This window comes from Streptomyces umbrinus (assembly GCF_030817415.1).
GTDB classification, from domain to species: Bacteria; Actinomycetota; Actinomycetes; order Streptomycetales; family Streptomycetaceae; genus Streptomyces; species Streptomyces umbrinus_A.
In genome coordinates this window covers 1,951,113-1,968,006 of the sequence record NZ_JAUSZI010000002.1, presented here as the reverse complement: position 1 = coordinate 1,968,006, position 16,894 = coordinate 1,951,113, and the positions used below count along the sequence as shown (strand labels likewise).

The 16,894-nt window shown below is 69.1% G+C and carries 12 protein-coding genes and 4 pseudogenes; 3 read left to right on the top strand and 13 right to left on the bottom strand.

All coding sequences use genetic code 11. From position 1 onward, the window contains the following. Positions 1-36 precede the first annotated feature (36 nt). From QF035_RS09375 to QF035_RS09355, 5 genes and pseudogenes are all read right to left on the bottom strand, one after another. Positions 37-1,515, bottom strand: a complete 1,479-nt coding sequence (locus QF035_RS09375; RefSeq protein ID WP_307519549.1) for a sugar transferase — start codon at positions 1,513-1,515, stop codon at positions 37-39. A 1,151-nt stretch (positions 1,516-2,666) separates the two neighbouring features. Beyond that, a pseudogene (locus QF035_RS09370) lies at positions 2,667-3,596 on the bottom strand (formylglycine-generating enzyme family protein). A gap of 92 nt (positions 3,597-3,688) precedes the next feature. Further along, positions 3,689-5,223 (bottom strand): annotated as a pseudogene (locus QF035_RS09365) (sulfatase-like hydrolase/transferase). 87 nt (positions 5,224-5,310) lie between these two features. Then, positions 5,311-6,297 carry an aliphatic sulfonate ABC transporter substrate-binding protein gene (locus QF035_RS09360; protein ID WP_307519547.1) on the bottom strand — a complete coding sequence of 329 codons (987 nt, stop codon included), beginning with the start codon at positions 6,295-6,297 and terminating at the stop codon, positions 5,311-5,313. Between the two features lie 56 nt (positions 6,298-6,353). Then, positions 6,354-6,719 (bottom strand): annotated as a pseudogene (locus QF035_RS09355) (ABC transporter ATP-binding protein); the annotation flags it as partial. A 269-nt stretch (positions 6,720-6,988) separates the two neighbouring features. Here QF035_RS09355 and QF035_RS09350 point away from each other — a divergent pair. Continuing rightward, positions 6,989-7,765 (top strand): annotated as a pseudogene (locus QF035_RS09350) (IS110 family transposase); the annotation flags it as partial. Between the two features lie 134 nt (positions 7,766-7,899). Here the strand turns inward: QF035_RS09350 and QF035_RS09345 are convergent. Together QF035_RS09345 and QF035_RS09340 are read right to left on the bottom strand one after the other, a co-directional pair. Then, positions 7,900-9,255, bottom strand: coding sequence for an outer membrane protein assembly factor BamB family protein (locus QF035_RS09345; RefSeq protein WP_307519545.1), 1,356 nt, complete (start codon positions 9,253-9,255; stop codon positions 7,900-7,902). Beyond that, positions 9,252-9,803: a SigE family RNA polymerase sigma factor gene (locus tag QF035_RS09340; RefSeq protein ID WP_307519543.1), complete on the bottom strand. Its 552-nt coding sequence runs from the start codon at positions 9,801-9,803 to the stop codon at positions 9,252-9,254. Before QF035_RS09340 ends, QF035_RS09345 begins: the two co-directional genes overlap by 4 nt. Before the next feature lie 171 nt (positions 9,804-9,974). On the opposite strand from QF035_RS09340, the gene QF035_RS09335 reads away from it, so the two are divergent. Beyond that, positions 9,975-11,174, top strand: a complete 1,200-nt coding sequence (locus QF035_RS09335) for a cytochrome P450 family protein (protein WP_307519541.1) — start codon at positions 9,975-9,977, stop codon at positions 11,172-11,174. On the opposite strand, the gene QF035_RS09330 is transcribed toward QF035_RS09335, so the two are convergent. The 5 genes from QF035_RS09330 to QF035_RS09310 all read right to left on the bottom strand — a co-directional run bounded on the left by QF035_RS09330 (position 11,140) and on the right by QF035_RS09310 (position 14,928). Further along, complete coding sequence (locus QF035_RS09330; protein ID WP_307519539.1) at positions 11,140-11,559, bottom strand: TOBE domain-containing protein; 420 nt, start codon at positions 11,557-11,559, stop codon at positions 11,140-11,142. The two genes, QF035_RS09335 and QF035_RS09330, sit on opposite strands and share 35 nt — an antisense overlap. A gap of 128 nt (positions 11,560-11,687) precedes the next feature. Continuing rightward, positions 11,688-12,800, bottom strand: a complete 1,113-nt coding sequence (locus QF035_RS09325; protein WP_307519538.1) for an ABC transporter ATP-binding protein — start codon at positions 12,798-12,800, stop codon at positions 11,688-11,690. Then, complete coding sequence (locus QF035_RS09320) at positions 12,797-13,669, bottom strand: ABC transporter permease (RefSeq protein ID WP_307519537.1); 873 nt, start codon at positions 13,667-13,669, stop codon at positions 12,797-12,799. The genes QF035_RS09325 and QF035_RS09320 overlap by 4 nt, the downstream gene beginning before the upstream one ends. Then, positions 13,666-14,490, bottom strand: coding sequence for a molybdate ABC transporter substrate-binding protein (gene modA / locus QF035_RS09315; RefSeq protein ID WP_307519536.1), 825 nt, complete (start codon positions 14,488-14,490; stop codon positions 13,666-13,668). Before modA ends, QF035_RS09320 begins: the two co-directional genes overlap by 4 nt. Before the next feature lie 51 nt (positions 14,491-14,541). Further along, positions 14,542-14,928, bottom strand: a complete 387-nt coding sequence (locus tag QF035_RS09310) for a TOBE domain-containing protein (RefSeq protein ID WP_307519534.1) — start codon at positions 14,926-14,928, stop codon at positions 14,542-14,544. A gap of 187 nt (positions 14,929-15,115) precedes the next feature. On the opposite strand from QF035_RS09310, the gene QF035_RS09305 reads away from it, so the two are divergent. Next, the gene (locus QF035_RS09305) at positions 15,116-15,808 is read left to right on the top strand and encodes a M24 family metallopeptidase (protein ID WP_307519532.1); all 693 of its coding nucleotides are present in this window, start codon (positions 15,116-15,118) and stop codon (positions 15,806-15,808) included. 67 nt (positions 15,809-15,875) lie between these two features. On the opposite strand, the gene QF035_RS09300 is transcribed toward QF035_RS09305, so the two are convergent. Beyond that, the gene (locus tag QF035_RS09300; protein ID WP_307531004.1) at positions 15,876-16,877 is read right to left on the bottom strand and encodes a glycoside hydrolase family 43 protein; all 1,002 of its coding nucleotides are present in this window, start codon (positions 16,875-16,877) and stop codon (positions 15,876-15,878) included. Positions 16,878-16,894 lie beyond the last annotated feature (17 nt).

Below are 16,894 nucleotides of genomic sequence, written 5' to 3'. Positions count from 1 at the left end.
CAGTCCGCGCGCGTGCCGGACGACGACCCCCGCGCATCAATACGCCCCCTGCCCATGGAGCACCGCACGCAGCGTCTTCCACAAGATCACTGTGTCCAGGGCGAGCGACCAGTCCTCGACGTACCGCAGGTCGAGGCGGACCGCCTCCTCCCACGCCAGATCGCTGCGTCCGCTGATCTGCCACAGGCCGGTGAGCCCGGGCTTGACCAGCAGCCGCCGCCGGATGTCCGGGCCGTACTCAGCGGTCTCCTCCGGCAGCGGAGGCCGCGGACCGACGAGCGACATCGATCCGGTGAGTACGTTGAAAAGCTGGGGGAGTTCGTCGAGCGAGTACCGGCGCAGCACTGCTCCCACCCGGGTCACCCGCGGATCCTGGCGGAGCTTGAACAGCAGGCCTGCGCCCTCGTTGCGGTCGGCCAGCTCGGCACGTACCCCGTGAGCCCCGGCGACCATGGTGCGGAACTTGAGAATGGTGAACTCGCGGCCGTTCTTGCCGACCCTGCGCTGGCGGTAGAAGGCCCCACCACGGGTGTCCACCATCACGAGCAGCGCGACGAACACCATCAGCGGTGCGAACAGCATCAGCAGAATCGTTGCGCCCAATCGGTCGACGACCCCTTTGATCGCCCGGCGGCCCCCGGTGAAGGTCGGCAGACTGACTCGCAGCAGCGGGATCCCGAGCACCGCGTCGACGTGCAGCCGAGGGCCGGCCACTTCCATCAGCACGGGGGCCACGACCATCTCGGCATCGCTGCCTTCGAGGTTCCAGGCCAGCCGCTGCAGCCGGTCCGGTGACCAGTGCGGGTCCGGTGTGATGGCGACGACGCGGTAGCCGTCGTGGCGGACGTGCTTGGCGACGTCCGTCAGTAGGCCGACGACCGGCACTCCGTCCAGGTGGTCACCGTCGAGCCCGCGACCGTCCGTCGTGCACACCGCGTCCACCCGCCAGCCGATGTGCGGGAACTTGCGGGTTCGCGCGATCAGGTCGCGCACGGTGTCCGGGCTCCCGGCAGCGAGCACCGGTCTCAGGCACCGTCCTTCCTTGCGCTGTCGGTGAAGCCGTAGGCGGAGCAGATACCGCGCGGTCATGGTGACGAGCGCGATCGCGGGGATCGCGACGAAGATCCAGAGCTTGATGTTGCGTGAGGTGAGTGCGATCCCGCCGAGCGCCAGCACGACGGTCGCCGTGAACAGTGAGCGTCCGAGCCGGCGGAATTCCTCGGCGCCCTGGCCGAGCACGGCCGGAGACCACGACCGGCTCACCGCGAGCGCTCCCAGCACCAGCAGCTCGGTGCCGAATGCGAGAATTCCCCACTTCTCATGCCAGTTGGCCGCGTCCCGGGCCCCGAAGAAGTTGCCGATCGCGGCCACCACGAAAGCGGTTGCCACGGTATCGCTGGTGATCACGGTACGGCGGTACCGCTGCTCCCAGTCGATTGCGGGCCGGCTGATTGCCCCGTTCGTCAGATTCCCGCGCGCTGACGAAAAAGGGCCGACTATTCCCCCCTGCCGCACAGAACCCCCCGGTTCCCAGTGGTACGACGTGATCGCCTAACACTGTCCCTCCCCCGGGAGGCCCCACCCTCCCGCACAGTCCCTTCCCGCAGGAGGCACCCGCCTCTCCGCGCATGACTTCACGGCTCTTTGAGCGTTACTTGAACAACTCACCCTGGCGGCAGTGGACTCGTATGTCCTGCCAGACTCTCAAGGTGTGCGGGAACCCCGTCGAAACCTCGGGTGCTCCCCGCACCCGAAGCCCTCTCGCGGGATCAAGAATTGATCATCCCCACGCGTGGCGCGGGGGACGCGGCTGCTGGCCTTTTGTCGTGCCGGACCTATAGATCATTACTGGTCGCCTCGTGTCCGATCAGCTGAAGCACGGTCAATCTAGACCATCGTTGCCAGTCTGTAGAGGGGGTGTGTGTAATTTGTGGTCAAGCTATGGGGCTGGCCCCGTCTACCGGTGACCGCCTACAGGTGACTGACGCAACCGCGCACTCCAGCAGCTCGTCCGACGGCCCCCGGGCGCTGCCTCTGTGCGGTAGCGGCGGTCGTGATCGACGAGCTGCAGCGGGCCTTCTGCGGTGCCCGGTTCGACAGCGGCTTCCCGCTGTTCGTCCACCACGGCGTGCCCCTGTGGGTCCCCCGGAGGCGGGCTGGGCGATCGACTCCCGCTACCTGTCATCCTTCCCGTCGAATTGGAGTGAACAGCTACGTTCGACGGGTGCACAAGATCCCTTGGGGCCTCTTCGTCGTCTTCCTTGCCGGTCTCGATGCGCCCCCTGCCGCTCGCGCGATCCGTACTTGTGAATTCCGGGGGCTACGTGGCGGGGACAGGGCGCACACAGGGTCGCGCGCATGCCCAATTGGGCCTGAGGAAATTGCCGGAAGATTGGCCAGAACGGCGCCGAACTCCGGCCTTCTTTTGGGGTCCGGACGGGGCCTTCGCAGATTGGCGCGTTCGCAGCTTGCTCGCGCAGTTCGCTCCACCGCGCGGCGCCGGAATGGGTACTTGCCAGCGCCGTGTCATTCATTGCCGGTATCCACAGCCGACGAGAGTCGGACAGCCGGGAAATGGTCTCCTCGATCACCCAACCGGGGTCAAGGGGTCGCAGGTTGAAATCCTGTCGTACCGAGCAGCTTTTTGCAGGTCGGAGGTCGTTCTCTCACTGATGAGAGGGCGGCTTTTCGCGTGTCTGGAGGTCAGGCGATCGCAGCCGATCCAGTCGGCCGTCGGGGGAGGCTTGCGGGCCGTCGGTGGGGTAGGCGACCCGGAAGCCGAGGTTGCCCGTCGTGCTGTCGGTGGTGTTGGCCGTGCGGGCGGCGACGCGATAGCGGTTGCAGTACGAGTCGTGGCACAGGTACGAGCCTCCGCGCATGACGCGCAGTTCCGGGGACTTGGTGTCCCACGCGTCGGCGCACCACTCCCACACGTTTCCGGAAACGTTGTAGAGGCCGTAGGCGTTCGGCGGGAAGGCGTGGACGGGCGCGGTGCCGGTGTAGCCGTCCTCGGGGGTGTTCTTGGTGGGGAAGGTGCCCTGCCAGATGTGGCAGCGGTGCTCGCCGTCGGGGGTGAGTTCGTCGCCCTATGGGTAGCGGGCCTGGTCGAGGCCGCCGCGGGCGGCGTACTCCCACTCGGTCTCGGTGGGCAGCCGTCCGCCGGCCCACCCGGCGAACGCCTTGGCGTCGGACCAGCCGACGTGGGTGACGGGATGGTCCCAGCGGCCTTCGAGGTCGCTGTCGGGTCCCTCCGGGGTGCGCCAGGTGGCTCCCTGGACTCCGCACCACCACGGGGTGGCGTCGGGGCGGGGGGAGACGCGTCTCAGGTCGCCTGGCAGGAAGCAGGCGAAGACGAAGCTCCAGCCGTGGCGCTCGGCCTCGGTGCGGTGCCCGGTGTCCGCGACGAAGGCCGCGAAGCGGGCGGTGGTCACGGCGTGGGCGTCGATGGCGAACGCGTCCACGGCCACCTCACGGACGGGGCCCTCACGGTCGCCGGGGTTCGCGTCCGCGTCCTCGGTGCCCATTCGGAAGGTTCCGCCGGGCAGGGCGACGCGGGTGTCGTGGCCGGGCGACCGGGTGCGGGCGGCGGGCGACATGGGTGCGAGGGCGACCGGCCCCGCGCCGACGGCGCCGACGCGGGACGGGGCGCAGCACGAGGGAGAGGCCCGGTCCGCGCTCGATGGGCCGCTCATCGCGTACCGCCGACCGGCGTCGAGGCATCCGTAGCGGTGAGGGTCGAGGAGCCCGCGCCGCCGGCCTTGTCCGTCTCGAACGACGACAGGGTGGTGTCGTGGTCGGTCGGCACGTCGTACATGGGTGTCATCCAGTGGAAGAAGTTGTCGCCGCGGTCCCGTAGCAGGCGGTACAGCCGGTGCATCAACTGTGTGCGTACGTCCAGGAGTTCGGGGTGGTCGTAGCGGTTGAGCAGCTCGTCCGGGTCGGTCTGCAGGTCGTACAGCTCGTTGCGCGACTCGGGGTTGACGACCAGCTTGTGGCGCCGGGTGCGCAGCATGCGCTGCGGGTACGGGAAGTGGTGGCCGTGGTACTCGGCCAGATGATGCTCGTCCCAGGCCGGCCGTTCGCCGCGGGCAAGGGGCAGCAGGCTGCGGCTGTCGACGGCCGGGGCGGGGTCGCTGCCGGCGAGTTCCAGGATGGTCGCCGTGTAGTCGGTGAGGGAGACGAACTCCTCGCGCACCTGGCCCGGTACGGCGCCCGGCACCCGCAGCAGCCCGGGGATGCGGTAGATGTCCTCGTACATGGCGGGGCCCTTGTCGTGCAGCCGGTGGGCGCCGGTGAACTCGCCGTGGTCGGCGGTGAAGCACACCGCGGTGCGCTCGTCCAGGCCCAACTCCCGTACGGCGTCGAGGATGCGGCCGATCTGCTCGTCGATGAGCGTGACGTAACCCCAGTAGACGGCGATGAGTTTGCGGCTGTCCTCGATCGGCATGGTGTCGAACGCCCACAGCTTGCTGTAGTTGCTCTGCACCGGTGGTTTGCCCGCGAAGGTCTCGCCTATGGAGGCCGGTAGCTCCACCAGGTCCGGGTCGTACAGGTCGAAGTACTCGTCGGGGAGGATGTACGGCAGGTGCGGGCCGAAGAAGTGGGCGGCGAGGAAGAACGGGACACCCTCCCCGGACTGCTCGTTCCCGGCGAAGCGGTGGAGCATCTCGATGGTGCGGGTCGCCAGGTAGTACTCGAAGGTGGCCTCGACGGGCTGGTGCAGCCGGGCCGCGAGGAGGTTGCCGGGGCTGCCGTTGGGGTCGTGCCGCGCATCCGGGCGCTGATGGCGTACTCGGGAAGGCCGTTCTCCTTGAGGTAGGCCAGGTAGTCGGGGTGATCGACGGGGTTGTGCCAGCCGGCGAGGTCCGGGCCCTGGAAGCCGTAGTCGGCGGCGGTGCGCCGGACGCCGCCGTGCCACTTGCCCAGGAGGCCCAGGTTGTAGCCCTCGCTGCGCAGTTGCTCGGCGAACGTGAACTGGCCGTCGGCCAGGTCCTCCAAGTACCCCACGTTGCGCTCGTAGTTGGCGAGCAGCTTGTGCCGGAAGGGTGCCGCGCCGGTCAGCAGGCTGGCCCGGGCCGGGGTGCAGATGGCGGTCGGCGTGTAGCAGCTGTCGAAGCGGGTGCCCTGTGCGGCGAGGCGGTCCAGATTGGGGGTGCGCACGTGCGGGTTGCCGTAGACGCCGAGGGTGTCGACGCGGTGCTGGTCGGTCATCAGGAAGAGCATGTTGTGGCGCACGGCGGTGCCTTTCGAGTCGTACGAGGCGAGTTCGCGTTGCCTCACGGACGGGTCGGGACGGTGCGGGAGGCCGCCCTACTTGCCGCCCTGCGCCTTCTCGTAGAGCTCGCCCGCGTAGTACTCACCCGGATCGGGGTTCTCGCCCAGCTGCTTGTTGCGTACGAAGAAATCGCCAAGTGTCTTCAGCCACTTGTCCACTTCACCGCTCTTAGTCTTGGCGACCAGGTCTGCGGTGGAGAGGGTCCGGACGTGGGAGGCGTCGGCCTTCGTCCGGGCTTCGGAGACCTCCAGCAGCTTCGCGGTGAGCGCGATGGTCTCGGCGGGGTGTGCCTTGCGCCAGTCGTTGGCCTGCTGCAGTACCTTGACCACCTTGCTGTTCTTCTCTTCCGGCACCTTGTTGCCAGCGACGAACGCGGTGGGGAAGGAATCCCCGGTGTCCTCGGTGCTGGCGACCTCCACCAGGTTCGGCACCTTCTTCTTGATGGTGTCGATGGCCGGATAGAAGAAGCCGGCGCCATCGATCTTCCCGGAGGAGAAGGCGGAGACGATCGTGGACGGATCCATGTTGACCTTGGCGATGTCCTTGTCGGTCATGCCGGCCTCCGCCAGCGCGATGTTGAGGATCATGTCGCCGGAAGTGCCCTCGGGCACGCCGATCTTCTTGCCCTTGAGGTCCTTCATGGAGTCCATCCCGGGCTGGCCTATGACCCGGTCCGCGTACGTGAGCGTATTGATGGCGATGATCTTGGAGTGACCGGAGGCGGGCAGCCACACGGCGCCGGGGCCGATGTAGCCGTAGTCGAGGTCGCCGGCACTGAGCGCCTGGATCTGCACCGGGCCGTTGTTGAACGTCTTCGTCTCCGCGGTCAGCCCGGCCTTCTTCCACAGCCCCTGCTTCTCGGCGATCGCCAGCAGACTGGCTCCGTTGTAGTCACCGATGTAGCCGAACCTGACCGTGGAGTCGTCGCCGGACCCGCTCCCGGAACACGCGCTCACGGACAGCGACAGAATGAATACGGCGGGCAGTGTCGTGAGGGCGCGTCTGACCGTGCTTCGGTACATGGTGGATGGTTCCTCTCGTGCGGTACGAGGCTGGGGAGCGGAAAGCCGTCGGGCGGTTATGCGGCCGGGGCGGCTTCGTCCTGGTGGTAGACGGAGGTCCAGACTTCGTTGCGGATGCGGCGGAACTCCGCGGACAGCCGTATCTCCTCCGTGCGCGGATAGGACAGGTCCACGTCGATGACGCGGTGGATGCGCCCGGGACCCGCCGCCATGACGACGACACGGTTGGCCAGGTAGACGGCCTCGTCCACGTCATGGGTGATGAACAGCACGGTCCGCTTCTCCTGGCTCCAGGTGCGCAGCAGCTGGTCCTGCAACTGGACCCGGGTGAGCGCGTCGAGAGCGCCGAACGGCTCGTCCATCAGCAGCACTTGAGGGTCCACCGCGTACGCGCGGGCGATGGCGCAGCGCTGCTTCATGCCGCAGCCGCAACGGATCCGACCTGGCTGCAACTTCAGGCAGCTCTACCTTTCTGAAGCGGGTTGCTCCTCCCATTCGTAGGGTGAGGACGCCCAGGGGAGCCGGGTGTGGCTGTCAGGCAGCTGCCGATCATGGCTTTGATGGCTTGGCCGCCCGGCTCCCCACGACGACTCGGCCGCCGATCAGGAAGTGCGAACAGGTCGCTGTGTAGAGCAATGCCGGCGAGGTCGTCCGTGGCACGAACAGCACGAACACGTACGTCAGGAGCACGATGAGCCGGATATGGGTGGGGATCGACAGCGGCAAGGGCCACCATCACGGCCTCGCCCTGGACATGGACGGCAAGACGCTGCTGTCGCGCCGGGTGGCCAACGACGAGCCCGAGCTGCTGAAGCTGATCGGAGATGTCCTGGACCTCGCCGACGGCCGCCACGTCACCTGGGCCATCGACATGACCGGCGGAGAACCCGCGCTGATGCTGGCCCTGCTGGTCAACCATGGCCAGGAGGCCCTCTACATACCCGGCCGGCTGGTCAACCGGGCATCCGACGGCTACCGCGGCGAGGGTAGGACCGACGCCCGCGACGCCTACGTCATCGCCGACCAGGCCAGAATGCGCCGCGATCTGCGACCCATCCGCCCGGGCGACGAAGCCACGATCGAGCTGAAGTTGTTGACCGGACGCAGAGCTGACCTGGTCGAGGACCGGACCCGTTCGGTCAACCGCCTGCGCGGCACCCTGCTGAGCATGTTCCCGGCCCTGGAGCGGGCCCTGGACGTGACCAACACGGGCCCGTTGAAACTGCTGACGGGCTACCAGACCCCTGCCGCGATCCGCCGCACTGGAACCGCACGGCTGGCGAAGTGGCCGGCCAACCACACGGTCCGAAACGCCAGAGCCCTGGCCGAGGCCGCCGTGGAGGCCGCCGTGGAGGCCGCCGGGCGTCAGCACACCGCCGTCCCCGGGGAGAAGACCATCGCGAAGCTGGTCCACACCCTGGCCGGGGAGGTGATGGCCCTCAACGAGCAGATCTCCGAGACGGACAAGCCATCAACGTCGCGCGCGATCAGGACAAGTGACGCTCGGAGGGCGTTCTCTGTGAGGGGGAGGCGGGTTCGGTCGTTCGTGGCCCGGGTCGTCGGCCGGGGCAGCGTTGCCACCCCGGCCGATGGTCCTTCGGGTCAGTCCCCGATCTGCGGCAAAAGGGAGACGATCCTGCTGCCGCTCCGGGCGACCAGAACGTCCTCGTAGAGCAGGAGTTGGGGCGTGTCCCCGAAGGCGGGGCCCGGCTTCTGGTTGCCGGTGTCGGCGTGGCCGCGCCAGATCCGTTCACCCGTGCGCAGGTCGAGGCCGGACAGATCGCCGGTCGGACCGACGAAGTACACGACCCCTTGGCCCGCCGGCACCACGGGAGCCGCGAGGCCCGTCATCGTGTCCTTGTCGGGCATCCTGACGCCCACCGGCCCGGTCCACAGGGTCTTGCCCGTGGTCAGCGAGTAGGCCGAGGCCTTGCCCTTCCAGGACACGGAGATCAGAAGATCACCGACGATGTCCGAGTTGGCCGGCTCTCCCTCGATCCGGTAGGAGTGCGAGGTCTGCTCGCCGGAGCCGCTGAGGGTGGTCAGCCGCAGGTCCTTGTCGCCCGCATTCTTCGCTGCGATCAGGACCATCCGGTCGCCCGAGGTCCCGAGGAACTGTTGCCTGCCGGGCATGGTCAAGACCTTCTCGGCACTACCGGTGGCGGGATCGAGACGGATGACGTCGGTGTCGTCCTGCTTCTCGGTGTCCTGGTTGCACAGGAGATAGGGCACCCCGCTCAGCACCGCGCGTTGGCACACGATGCCCTTGTCCCAGGTGTGGCGCCACTTCTCCTGACCGGTCAGCGGATCGAGGGCCGACATCGTGCGGAGCGTCGGCGTGTTGGCCAGTACCGCGCCGTCGATGAGCATGGCGGCCTGGTCGGTGCGGTCGTCCTGCGGCATCTCGGCCGTCCACAGCACCTTGCCGGTGTCGGCGTCCACCGCCATCAGATCCGTACCGCCCATGTAGTCGCCGTTCGGCTCCTTGTCCGCGGTGTGATTGCGGTAGGCGTAGACCACGCCGTCACGCGCGGCGAACGCGTGGTCGGGCCCGTCGCCCTCGCGGTTGACCTTGACGGTCCACAGCCGCTCGCCGGTGTTGGCGTCGAACTTCGCGACGTCGTACTTGGAACCGCTGCAGTACAGCGCGGAACCATCCACCAGGCAGCCCCGCTCGCCGGCGCCCCGGGCGTTGCTCTGCCACGGTTTCCAGCCCTCCGGCGACACCGCCGGGCGCACAGGCCGGTCCTGCTCGGCAGCACCACCGCCCCCGAGGCCGAGCACCGCCCCCACCGTGATCGCGGCAACGGCCACCGCCGCCCCCGCGGCCTGCGAGAAACGGCGCCGACTGCGCCGTCGTACCACCGTTTCGGCCAGGTCCCCGGGTGCGCGCACCCGGTCCAGGGCGACCGCGCGCAGTGTCTCCCGGACCTTCTCCTCCACCTGCTCCGTCGTCATCCCTGGACCTCCTTCGGCGTGTAACTGAGCTGCTGCACCTGTTCCGCGGGATTTTCGGGCCCGAGCTCCGGTACGAGCAGCCGGAGCTTGGCGAGCGACCGGTACGCCGTACTGCGCACCGTGCCGACCGGACATCTCAGCAGCGCGGCGACCTCGGCCTCCGGCAGGTCCTCGAAGTAACGCAGTACGACCACGGCCCGCTGCCGTTTCGTCAGTTTTCCGAGCGCCGCCCACAGCGCGATCCGCAGCTCGGTGCCCGACTCGGTGTCGGCGTCGCCGCCGGACTCGGGCAGTACGGGCACCGTCGTCTCGGCGCGGTGCCTGCGCAGCCGCCAGCGGTTGACCTGCTGGCGGTACATGACCTGACGGACGTACGCCTCGGGCTGCTCGACATGAGCCCAGCGCCCGTAGGCCTTCATGAGCGCAATCTGCAGCAGATCCTCCGCGGCGTGCCGGTCCCCGCCGGTGAGCAGCACCGCGAGCTGCAGCAGCGCGGTGGAGCGCATCGCTACGAATTCCCGGAACTCGTCGTGACTTGTGGCCTCCATCGACCCTCCCCTTCTCGCAACCACCACGACGTGATGAGCCGCCCGCGGCTATCCCTCCCCGGGCGAGATTGTGTGTTCACACCAAGTCGGTGACAACCTCGTACACGCGAAGGGGGCCGGCCTTCGCCCCGTCACCCATGAACCGGCACCCTCGGGAATGGAGCCGCGAGCGTGACCGACCCGTTGCAGGATCCGCGGCTCTTCGCCGATCCCTACCCGACCTACGCGCGGCTGCGGGACGCGGCGCCGGTGCGGAGGGTGCCCACCGGTTCAGGAGGGCGCCCCAGCTACCTGGTCACGGGTTACGCGGAGGCCCGGGAGGCATTCGCCGATCCTCGGCTTTCGAAGAACACCACGCGGTTCTTCGCCGGCCGGCCGTCGCAGCGCGACCTCCATCCGGCCGTCTCCCGGAACATGCTTGCCACCGACCCTCCGCAGCACGCACGGCTGCGGGCGCTGGTGACGAAGGCGTTCACCACCGGGGCCGTCGCACGCATGCGCCCCTATATCGCCGGCCTGGTCGACGAGTTGCTCGACGCCTGGCCCGAGGGCGGACCGGTGGACCTCGTCGCGAGCCTCGCCGTCCCTCTGCCGGTCACCGTCATCTGCGAGATGCTGGGGGTACCCGAGTCCGACCGGCAGCTCGTACGCACCTGGTCGAGCGATCTGTTCGCCGCCGGAGACCCCCGACGGATCGACACCGCCTCACATGCCATCGGCGGCTACATGAACGAGCTCGTCGCCTCCAGGCGCAGTTCACCCGGCGGGATGCTCGACGACCTCATCGCCGTACGCGACGGCCAGGATCAGCTGACCGAAGCCGAACTCGTTTCGCTCGCCGTGCTCCTGCTCGTGGCCGGCCACGAGACCACCACCAACTTCATCGGCAACGCCGCCCTGGCGCTTCTCCAGCACCCCGAGTCGCTCGCGCGGTTGAGGGCCGAGCCGCAACTCCTCGGGAGTGCGCTGGACGAGTTGCTGCGCTTCGACTCGCCAGTCGGGATCGCCACGTTCCGCTACAGCACCGAGGAGCTCACACTCGGCGGGACCGTGATTCCCGAAGGCGTTCCGGTACTCATCGCTCCCGGCGCCGCCAACCGCGACCCGGACCGATTTCCCGATCCCGACCAGCTCGATTTCAACCGTGGTGCCACCGGACACCTGGCCTTCGGTCATGGAATCCACAGATGCCTGGGAGCACCCCTTGCGCGAGCCGAAGGCGAACTCGCGCTCCGGGCGGTCATTTCCCGCTTCGCCGACATTCGGCCGGCGATTCCCGCGGAGGAACTGGAATGGCGGCATACGCGATTGATGCGTGGCCTTGCATCCCTGCCTCTCACATGGTCGCGAGCGACACCTCGGTCGACTTGATCAGAGCGGTGACGGCGGTACCGGTTCCCAGGCCGAGGTCGGTGACGGCGTCCTTCGTGATCGCCGAGGTCAGGTTGCCGCCGTCGACGCTCACCTTCACGGAGGCCATGGCGCCGCCCGTGGCGATGTCGGTGACCGTGCCGCGGAGCCGGTTGCGGATGGACAGGCCGTCCACCGAGCCGGTGGCCAGCGAGATCTCGGTGGACTTCACCAGGGCGCGGACGGCGGAACCCTCGGCGAGACCGAGTTCCTTCACGGCCTCCAAGGTGATCGCCGCGGTGAGTTCCTGCCCGCCGTCGAGACGTACCTTGACGGTCGCCATGGCCTCGCCCGGGGTGACGGCGGTGACGGTGCCGGGGAGCTGGTTGCGGATGCTCAGACTCATGACGGGATGCCTCACAGATGCCTGGTTAATATGTCCCACTTTGCGGTGGCTGTGGGTTTCACCGTAGCCGGGTGGGGCGTGAGCCGTGGTGAGGCGACGACCTCGCGTGCCGTGGTGAGCGGAGAGTGTCAGGCCGGGTAGGCGTGGGTCTGGGTCGCCTTGACCGTCGCCCACACCATGGCCCCGGGGTGGAGGTCGAGTTCGGCGGCCGCCATGGTGGTCAGGTCGGCGGCGAGGGGGAGTTCGCCGGTGAGGTCGGCCCGGATCTGGTCCCCGTGGGTCTCCATGCCGGCTACCTCGCACTGCCAGAGGTTGCGGGCGCTGGATCCGGTGGGGCGGTCCCGGTAGAGGGTGACCGCGCTGGGCGGGAAGGCCACGAAGACCGGGCCCGTCAGATCCTCCGTGGTGGTGATCGCCGGGCCGTCGTCCACGTGGACCGTGTGGCCTTCGGCCTGTCCCTTGTAGAGGTTCAGGCCCACCAGGTGCGCGATGTAGTCCGTGCGCGGATGGCGTGCGATGTCGGCGGGGGTGCCCTCCTGGACGATGCGGCCGTCCTCGATGACGACGAGACGGTCGGCCAGGACCATGGCGTCGAGCGGATCGTGGGTGACGAGTACGGCGACGGCCTCGAACTCGGCGAGGTGGCGGCGGAGTTGGGTCCGTACCTCCAGGCGGGTGCGGGCGTCGAGGGCGGCGAGGGGTTCGTCGAGGAGGAGCAGGCGGGGGTTGGTGGCGAGGGCGCGGGCGAGGGCGACGCGCTGGGCCTGGCCGCCGGAGAGGCGGCGGGATCTGGCGCCGGCGTGGTCGGCCAATCCCATCCGCTCCAGCCACTCGGCGGCCTGCGCGCGGGCCTCCGCCTTGGTCGAACCGTGGCAGCGCGGGCCGAAAGCCACGTTGTCCAGGGCCGTGAGGTGCGGGAAGAGCAAGTAGTCCTGGAAGACGACACCGACCGGGCGCGACTCGGGCGCCGTACGCTCCAACGCCGCACCGTCCAGGCGGAGATGGCCGCCGGTGAGCGGCGTCAGGCCGGCCAGGGCGCGCAGGGCGGTGGTCTTTCCGGCGCCGTTGGGGCCCAGCAGCGCGACCACGTCCCCGGGGGCGGCGGTCAGCGCCACGTCGAGCCGGAACGAGCCGCGGTCGACGACCAGATGGGCGTCCAGCCCCGCCGGAGCAGGGCCGGGCACGCCAGTGGCCTCGTACGCGGGCTTCTCGGTCTTCTGGGTCTTCTCGGTGTGGGTCATGAGGCGGTCATCCAGCGGTCGCGCAGCCCGGCCAGGACCGCGACGGACACGGCGAGCAGCACCAGGCTGAGGGCGATGGCCGCCTCGGGATCGCTCTGCAGGGCCAGGTAGACGGCCAGCGGCATGGTCTGCGTACGGCCGGGGAAGTTGCCCGCGAAGGTGATCGTCGCGCCGAACTCGCCGAGCGCCCGCGCCCAGGCCAGGACCGCGCCCGCCGCGATGCCGGGCGCGATCAGCGGGAGCGTGACGCGGCGGAAGGCGGTGAAGCGGGAGGCGCCGAGCGTGGCGGCCGCCTCCTCGTAGCGCGGATCGGCGGCACGCAGGGTGCCCTCGACACTGATGACCAGGAACGGCATCGCCACGAACGCCTCGGCGACGACGACCCCGGCGGTGGTGAACGGCAGCGTGACCCCGAACCACGCGTCCAGCCACTGCCCGACGATGCCGTTGCGACCCAGCGCCATCAGCAGTGCCACACCGCCCACCACCGGGGGCAGGACGAGCGGCAGCGTGACCAGGGCCCGTACGAGCCCGCGGCCGGGGAACTCGACCCGGGCCAGCAGCCAGGCCAGCGGCACCCCGATCACCAGGCTCACGGCGGTCGCCGCGGTCGCGCACAGCAGGGACAGCTTCAGCGCCTGCCAGACCTCGGGGCTGGTCAGCTGGTCCGGCAGGCTGTGCCAGGGGGTGCGGACCAGCAGGGCGATCAGCGGCAGCACCAGGAACGCCAGGCCCAGCAGCGCGGGCACCAGCAGGGGCAGCGGTACGCCCCGGCCGAAGCCCGTCCGGACGCGCCCGCGCCGCGGCCCACCCCGGAGGGTGTCGGCCGCGGCGGCGGACTTGTCGGGCGCGTCGGTCGGGGAGGTCACGGCTTGAGGAACCCGGCCTCGGTCAGGACCTTCTGGCCGTCGGCGGACTGCACGAGCGCGATGAACGCCTCGGCCGCCTCGGCGTTGGGGGCGTCCTTCAGCTGGACGATCGGGTAGTCGTTGATGGCGTCGGCCGACTCGGGGAAGTCCACGCCCTCCACCTTGTCACCGGCGGCGTTCACATCGGTCTTGTAGACGACGGCCGCGTCGGCCTCCTTGAGCTCGACCTTGGTCAGGGCGGCCTTGACGTCCTGCTCGTACGAGACCGGTGTGAGCTTGAGCTTGCCGGCGTCCAGGGCCTTCTGGGCGGCGGCGCCGCACGGCACGGTCTTGTCGCAGAGCACGACCTTCAGGCCCGACTTGGTGAGGTCCTTGAGAGAGGCGATCTTGTCGGGGTTGCCGGGCAGGGTGGCGATTTCGAGCTGATTGCGGACGAAGGTGGCGGGCGTCCCCGACGCGTCGCCCTTGTCCGTGACGATGGCCATCGTCTTGGGGCTGGCGGAGGCGAACACGTCGGCAGGGGCGCCGCCGGTGATGCTCGCGGCGAGCGAGTCGCTGCCGCCGAAGCTGAACATCACCTTCGTGCCGGGGTGCTCCTGCTCGAACTCCTTGCCCAGCGCGGTGAAGCTCTCCTTCAGAGAGGCCGCGGCGAACACGGTCACCGTGCCGGAAAGCTTGTCCGGCGAGGACGCCGACGTGGAGGAGTCGGACCCCGTCGACGAGTCGTCGGAGGAGGAGCAGGCGCTCAGGGCGAGCAACGCGGCGGCTCCCGCACCGGCCACCTGCAGGGTCCGGCGGGTCCGGCGCGCGGAACGAGTCATCACGGATCTACTCCCTCTGTCACATGACGAAGAATCCACCGCGGGACTCCTCTACGGTCTCTCGACGACCACGTTGGTCGACTTGATCACGGCAACCGCCGGAACACCGGGCTCCAGCTTCAACTCCTCGGCCGACTCGCGGCTGACCAGGGACACCACCCGGAACGGCCCCGCCTGGATCTCCACCTGCGCGGACACGTCTCCGAGGATCACGTCCGTGACGATGCCGGAGAGGCGGTTGCGGGCCGAGGAGCCGGCGTTCTCCCGGTCCGTGCGGTGCAACTGCCGGGCACAGGCGGCGAGGACCGGCCCCGGGATGATCCGGCGGCCCGTCCCGTCGCGTTCGGCGGCGAGTCTCCCACCGTCGACCAGGCGCCTCACGGTGTCGGCGCTGACACCGAGCAGGGCGGCGGCGTCCCCGATCCGGTAGGTGTGCATGCGCCGATGATACTGCCGCATATGCAAGGCGAAAGCCCACTGTCTCATTGCATGAGCCGGATCATTGATTAGCAGGCCTGGAATGTGCGTTTGTACGAGACGGGCGCCCGGGTACGGTCGTCCGGGAGGCGGTCGCCGTGATGAATCCGGTTGCCGGACGAAGATTCACCCGCCTACGGTCGGGCGCATGGCGGACGACGAACCCACGCGCGGGGCGCGACTGCTGGACGCTCAGGCGAAGGCCGAGCGGCTCTTCGCGGAGATCGAGGAGCGCGGGCTCGTCGCGCCGGGGCAGCGGGAGCGGGCGGTCAGCGACCGGGTCCGGGATCTGGCGAACGAGATGTTCGGCACGACCCGGCACTGGCACAAGCGGATCGTGCGCTCCGGCCCCAACACGCTGAAGCCGTACCGGGAGAACCCGCCGGACCGTGCGATCGACGCGGACGACATCGTGTTCGCCGACTTCGGACCCATCTTCGAGGAGTACGAGGCCGACTTCGGGCGCACCTTCGTACTGGGCGACGATCCGGTCAAGCGGCGGCTGAAGGACGACCTGCCGAAGATCTTCGCGGCCGGGCAGCGGTTCTTCGAGAGCGAGACCGGCATCACCGGCAAGCGGCTGTACGCCGAGGTCGAGCGGCTCGCCACCGACGCCGGGTGGGAGCTGGGCGGCTGGCACGCCGGGCACCTGGTCGGCGAGTTCCCGCACGAGTGGATCGACGGCGCGGACGTGGAGTCGTACATCGCGCCGGGCAACGACACCCCGATGCGGCGCACCGACAAGGCCGGGCGCCGCTGCCACTGGATCCTGGAGATCCATCTCGTCGACCAGGAGCGCGGGTTCGGCGGCTTCCACGAGGAACTGCTCGACCTGGGCTGATCGGTCACGCCACCGACGCCGCGGGGTTCCTGCGCCTCGGCCCGCCGAATCCGGACGCCGCGCGGTGTCAGCCGCCGCCGTCGAGGTCGGCGCGTCGGCGGAGCACGCGCAGCTCGTGGCCGCTGAGTTCCATCTCGTACAGCTTGCCCCGTGCGTTCTCGAAGGGGCGGTGGAGGATCATCATCAGCCGGTCGTCGAAGGTGTGGAACAGCATGCCGTGGCCGCTGTCGTCGCGGACCAGTGGCCGGTGCTGCCGCCACGGCCCTGTGATGCTGCCGGACCTGGAGGTGGCGTAGGTCTGCACATAGCCGCCGCTGATGGACCCGTCCCGGCCGACCACGTTCTTCTCGTACGTCGACCACAGCATGAGCAGGGACCCGTCAGGGGTGCGGTGGAGCTGGGGGCCGTCGGTGACGTAGGGCGGGAGCTGGTTCGGCAGGCCGGCGGGGATCTGCTCGGTGATCCAGGACGCGTCCGAGGCCTTGAACAGGAGGACCGGTTCGCCGATCGTCCGGGTCAGGTCCGGGGCCAGGCGGATCGCCTCCATGGTTCCGTCGATGGTCTGCAGCCACTCGTGCGCGTACACCATCCAGGGCTGTCCGGACGGGTCGACGTGGAGCGTGCCGTCGAGGGTCATGAGATTTTCGGGTGGGGTGGGGCGTGACGGGTCGACGACGGTGAAGGGGCCCAGCAGCGAGTCGGAAACGGCCGTGATCGTGCCGCGCATGTGGGCCGGGATCTGGAACGGCACACCCCACTGGTTCGGCGGAGGAACCGGAATCGGTCTGTCCTGGTTGTGCAGCGTGGTGAACAGGTAGTACCTGCCGCCCCATTCGTGGACCTCCGGCGCCCATCCGCCGTCGGCCGCCCAGAGTTCCTGCTGCTCGGCGGCCAGGAAGACCACGACGGGACGCGTCCAGTCGCGCAGGCCCTCGCTGCGGTAGACCATCGTGCCGGTGCCGTCCACGCCCGACACGGAAGGGTCGTTGGACGTGTAGAGGTGGTAGGCGCGCGTCTTCGGGTCGGCGACGACGAACGGATCGTGCAGCGGCATGTCGGGAAGGCGCATCAGTTCGCTCTCGGCCA

Excerpts from the sequence above, each read along its gene's own strand:
- QF035_RS09360 (WP_307519547.1), bottom strand. The coding sequence starts at position 6,297 with ATGTACCGAAGCACGGTCAGACGCGCCCTCACGACACTGCCCGCCGTA.
- QF035_RS09345 (WP_307519545.1), bottom strand. The coding sequence starts at position 9,255 with ATGACGACGGAGCAGGTGGAGGAGAAGGTCCGGGAGACACTGCGCGCG.
- QF035_RS09340 (WP_307519543.1), bottom strand. The coding sequence starts at position 9,803 with ATGGAGGCCACAAGTCACGACGAGTTCCGGGAATTCGTAGCGATGCGC.
- QF035_RS09330 (WP_307519539.1), bottom strand. The coding sequence starts at position 11,559 with ATGAGTCTGAGCATCCGCAACCAGCTCCCCGGCACCGTCACCGCCGTC.
- QF035_RS09325 (WP_307519538.1), bottom strand. The coding sequence starts at position 12,800 with ATGACCCACACCGAGAAGACCCAGAAGACCGAGAAGCCCGCGTACGAG.
- modA (WP_307519536.1), bottom strand. The coding sequence starts at position 14,490 with ATGACTCGTTCCGCGCGCCGGACCCGCCGGACCCTGCAGGTGGCCGGT.
- QF035_RS09310 (WP_307519534.1), bottom strand. The coding sequence starts at position 14,928 with ATGCACACCTACCGGATCGGGGACGCCGCCGCCCTGCTCGGTGTCAGC.
- QF035_RS09305 (WP_307519532.1), top strand. The coding sequence starts at position 15,116 with ATGGCGGACGACGAACCCACGCGCGGGGCGCGACTGCTGGACGCTCAG.
- QF035_RS09300 (WP_307531004.1), bottom strand. The coding sequence starts at position 16,877 with ATGCGCCTTCCCGACATGCCGCTGCACGATCCGTTCGTCGTCGCCGAC.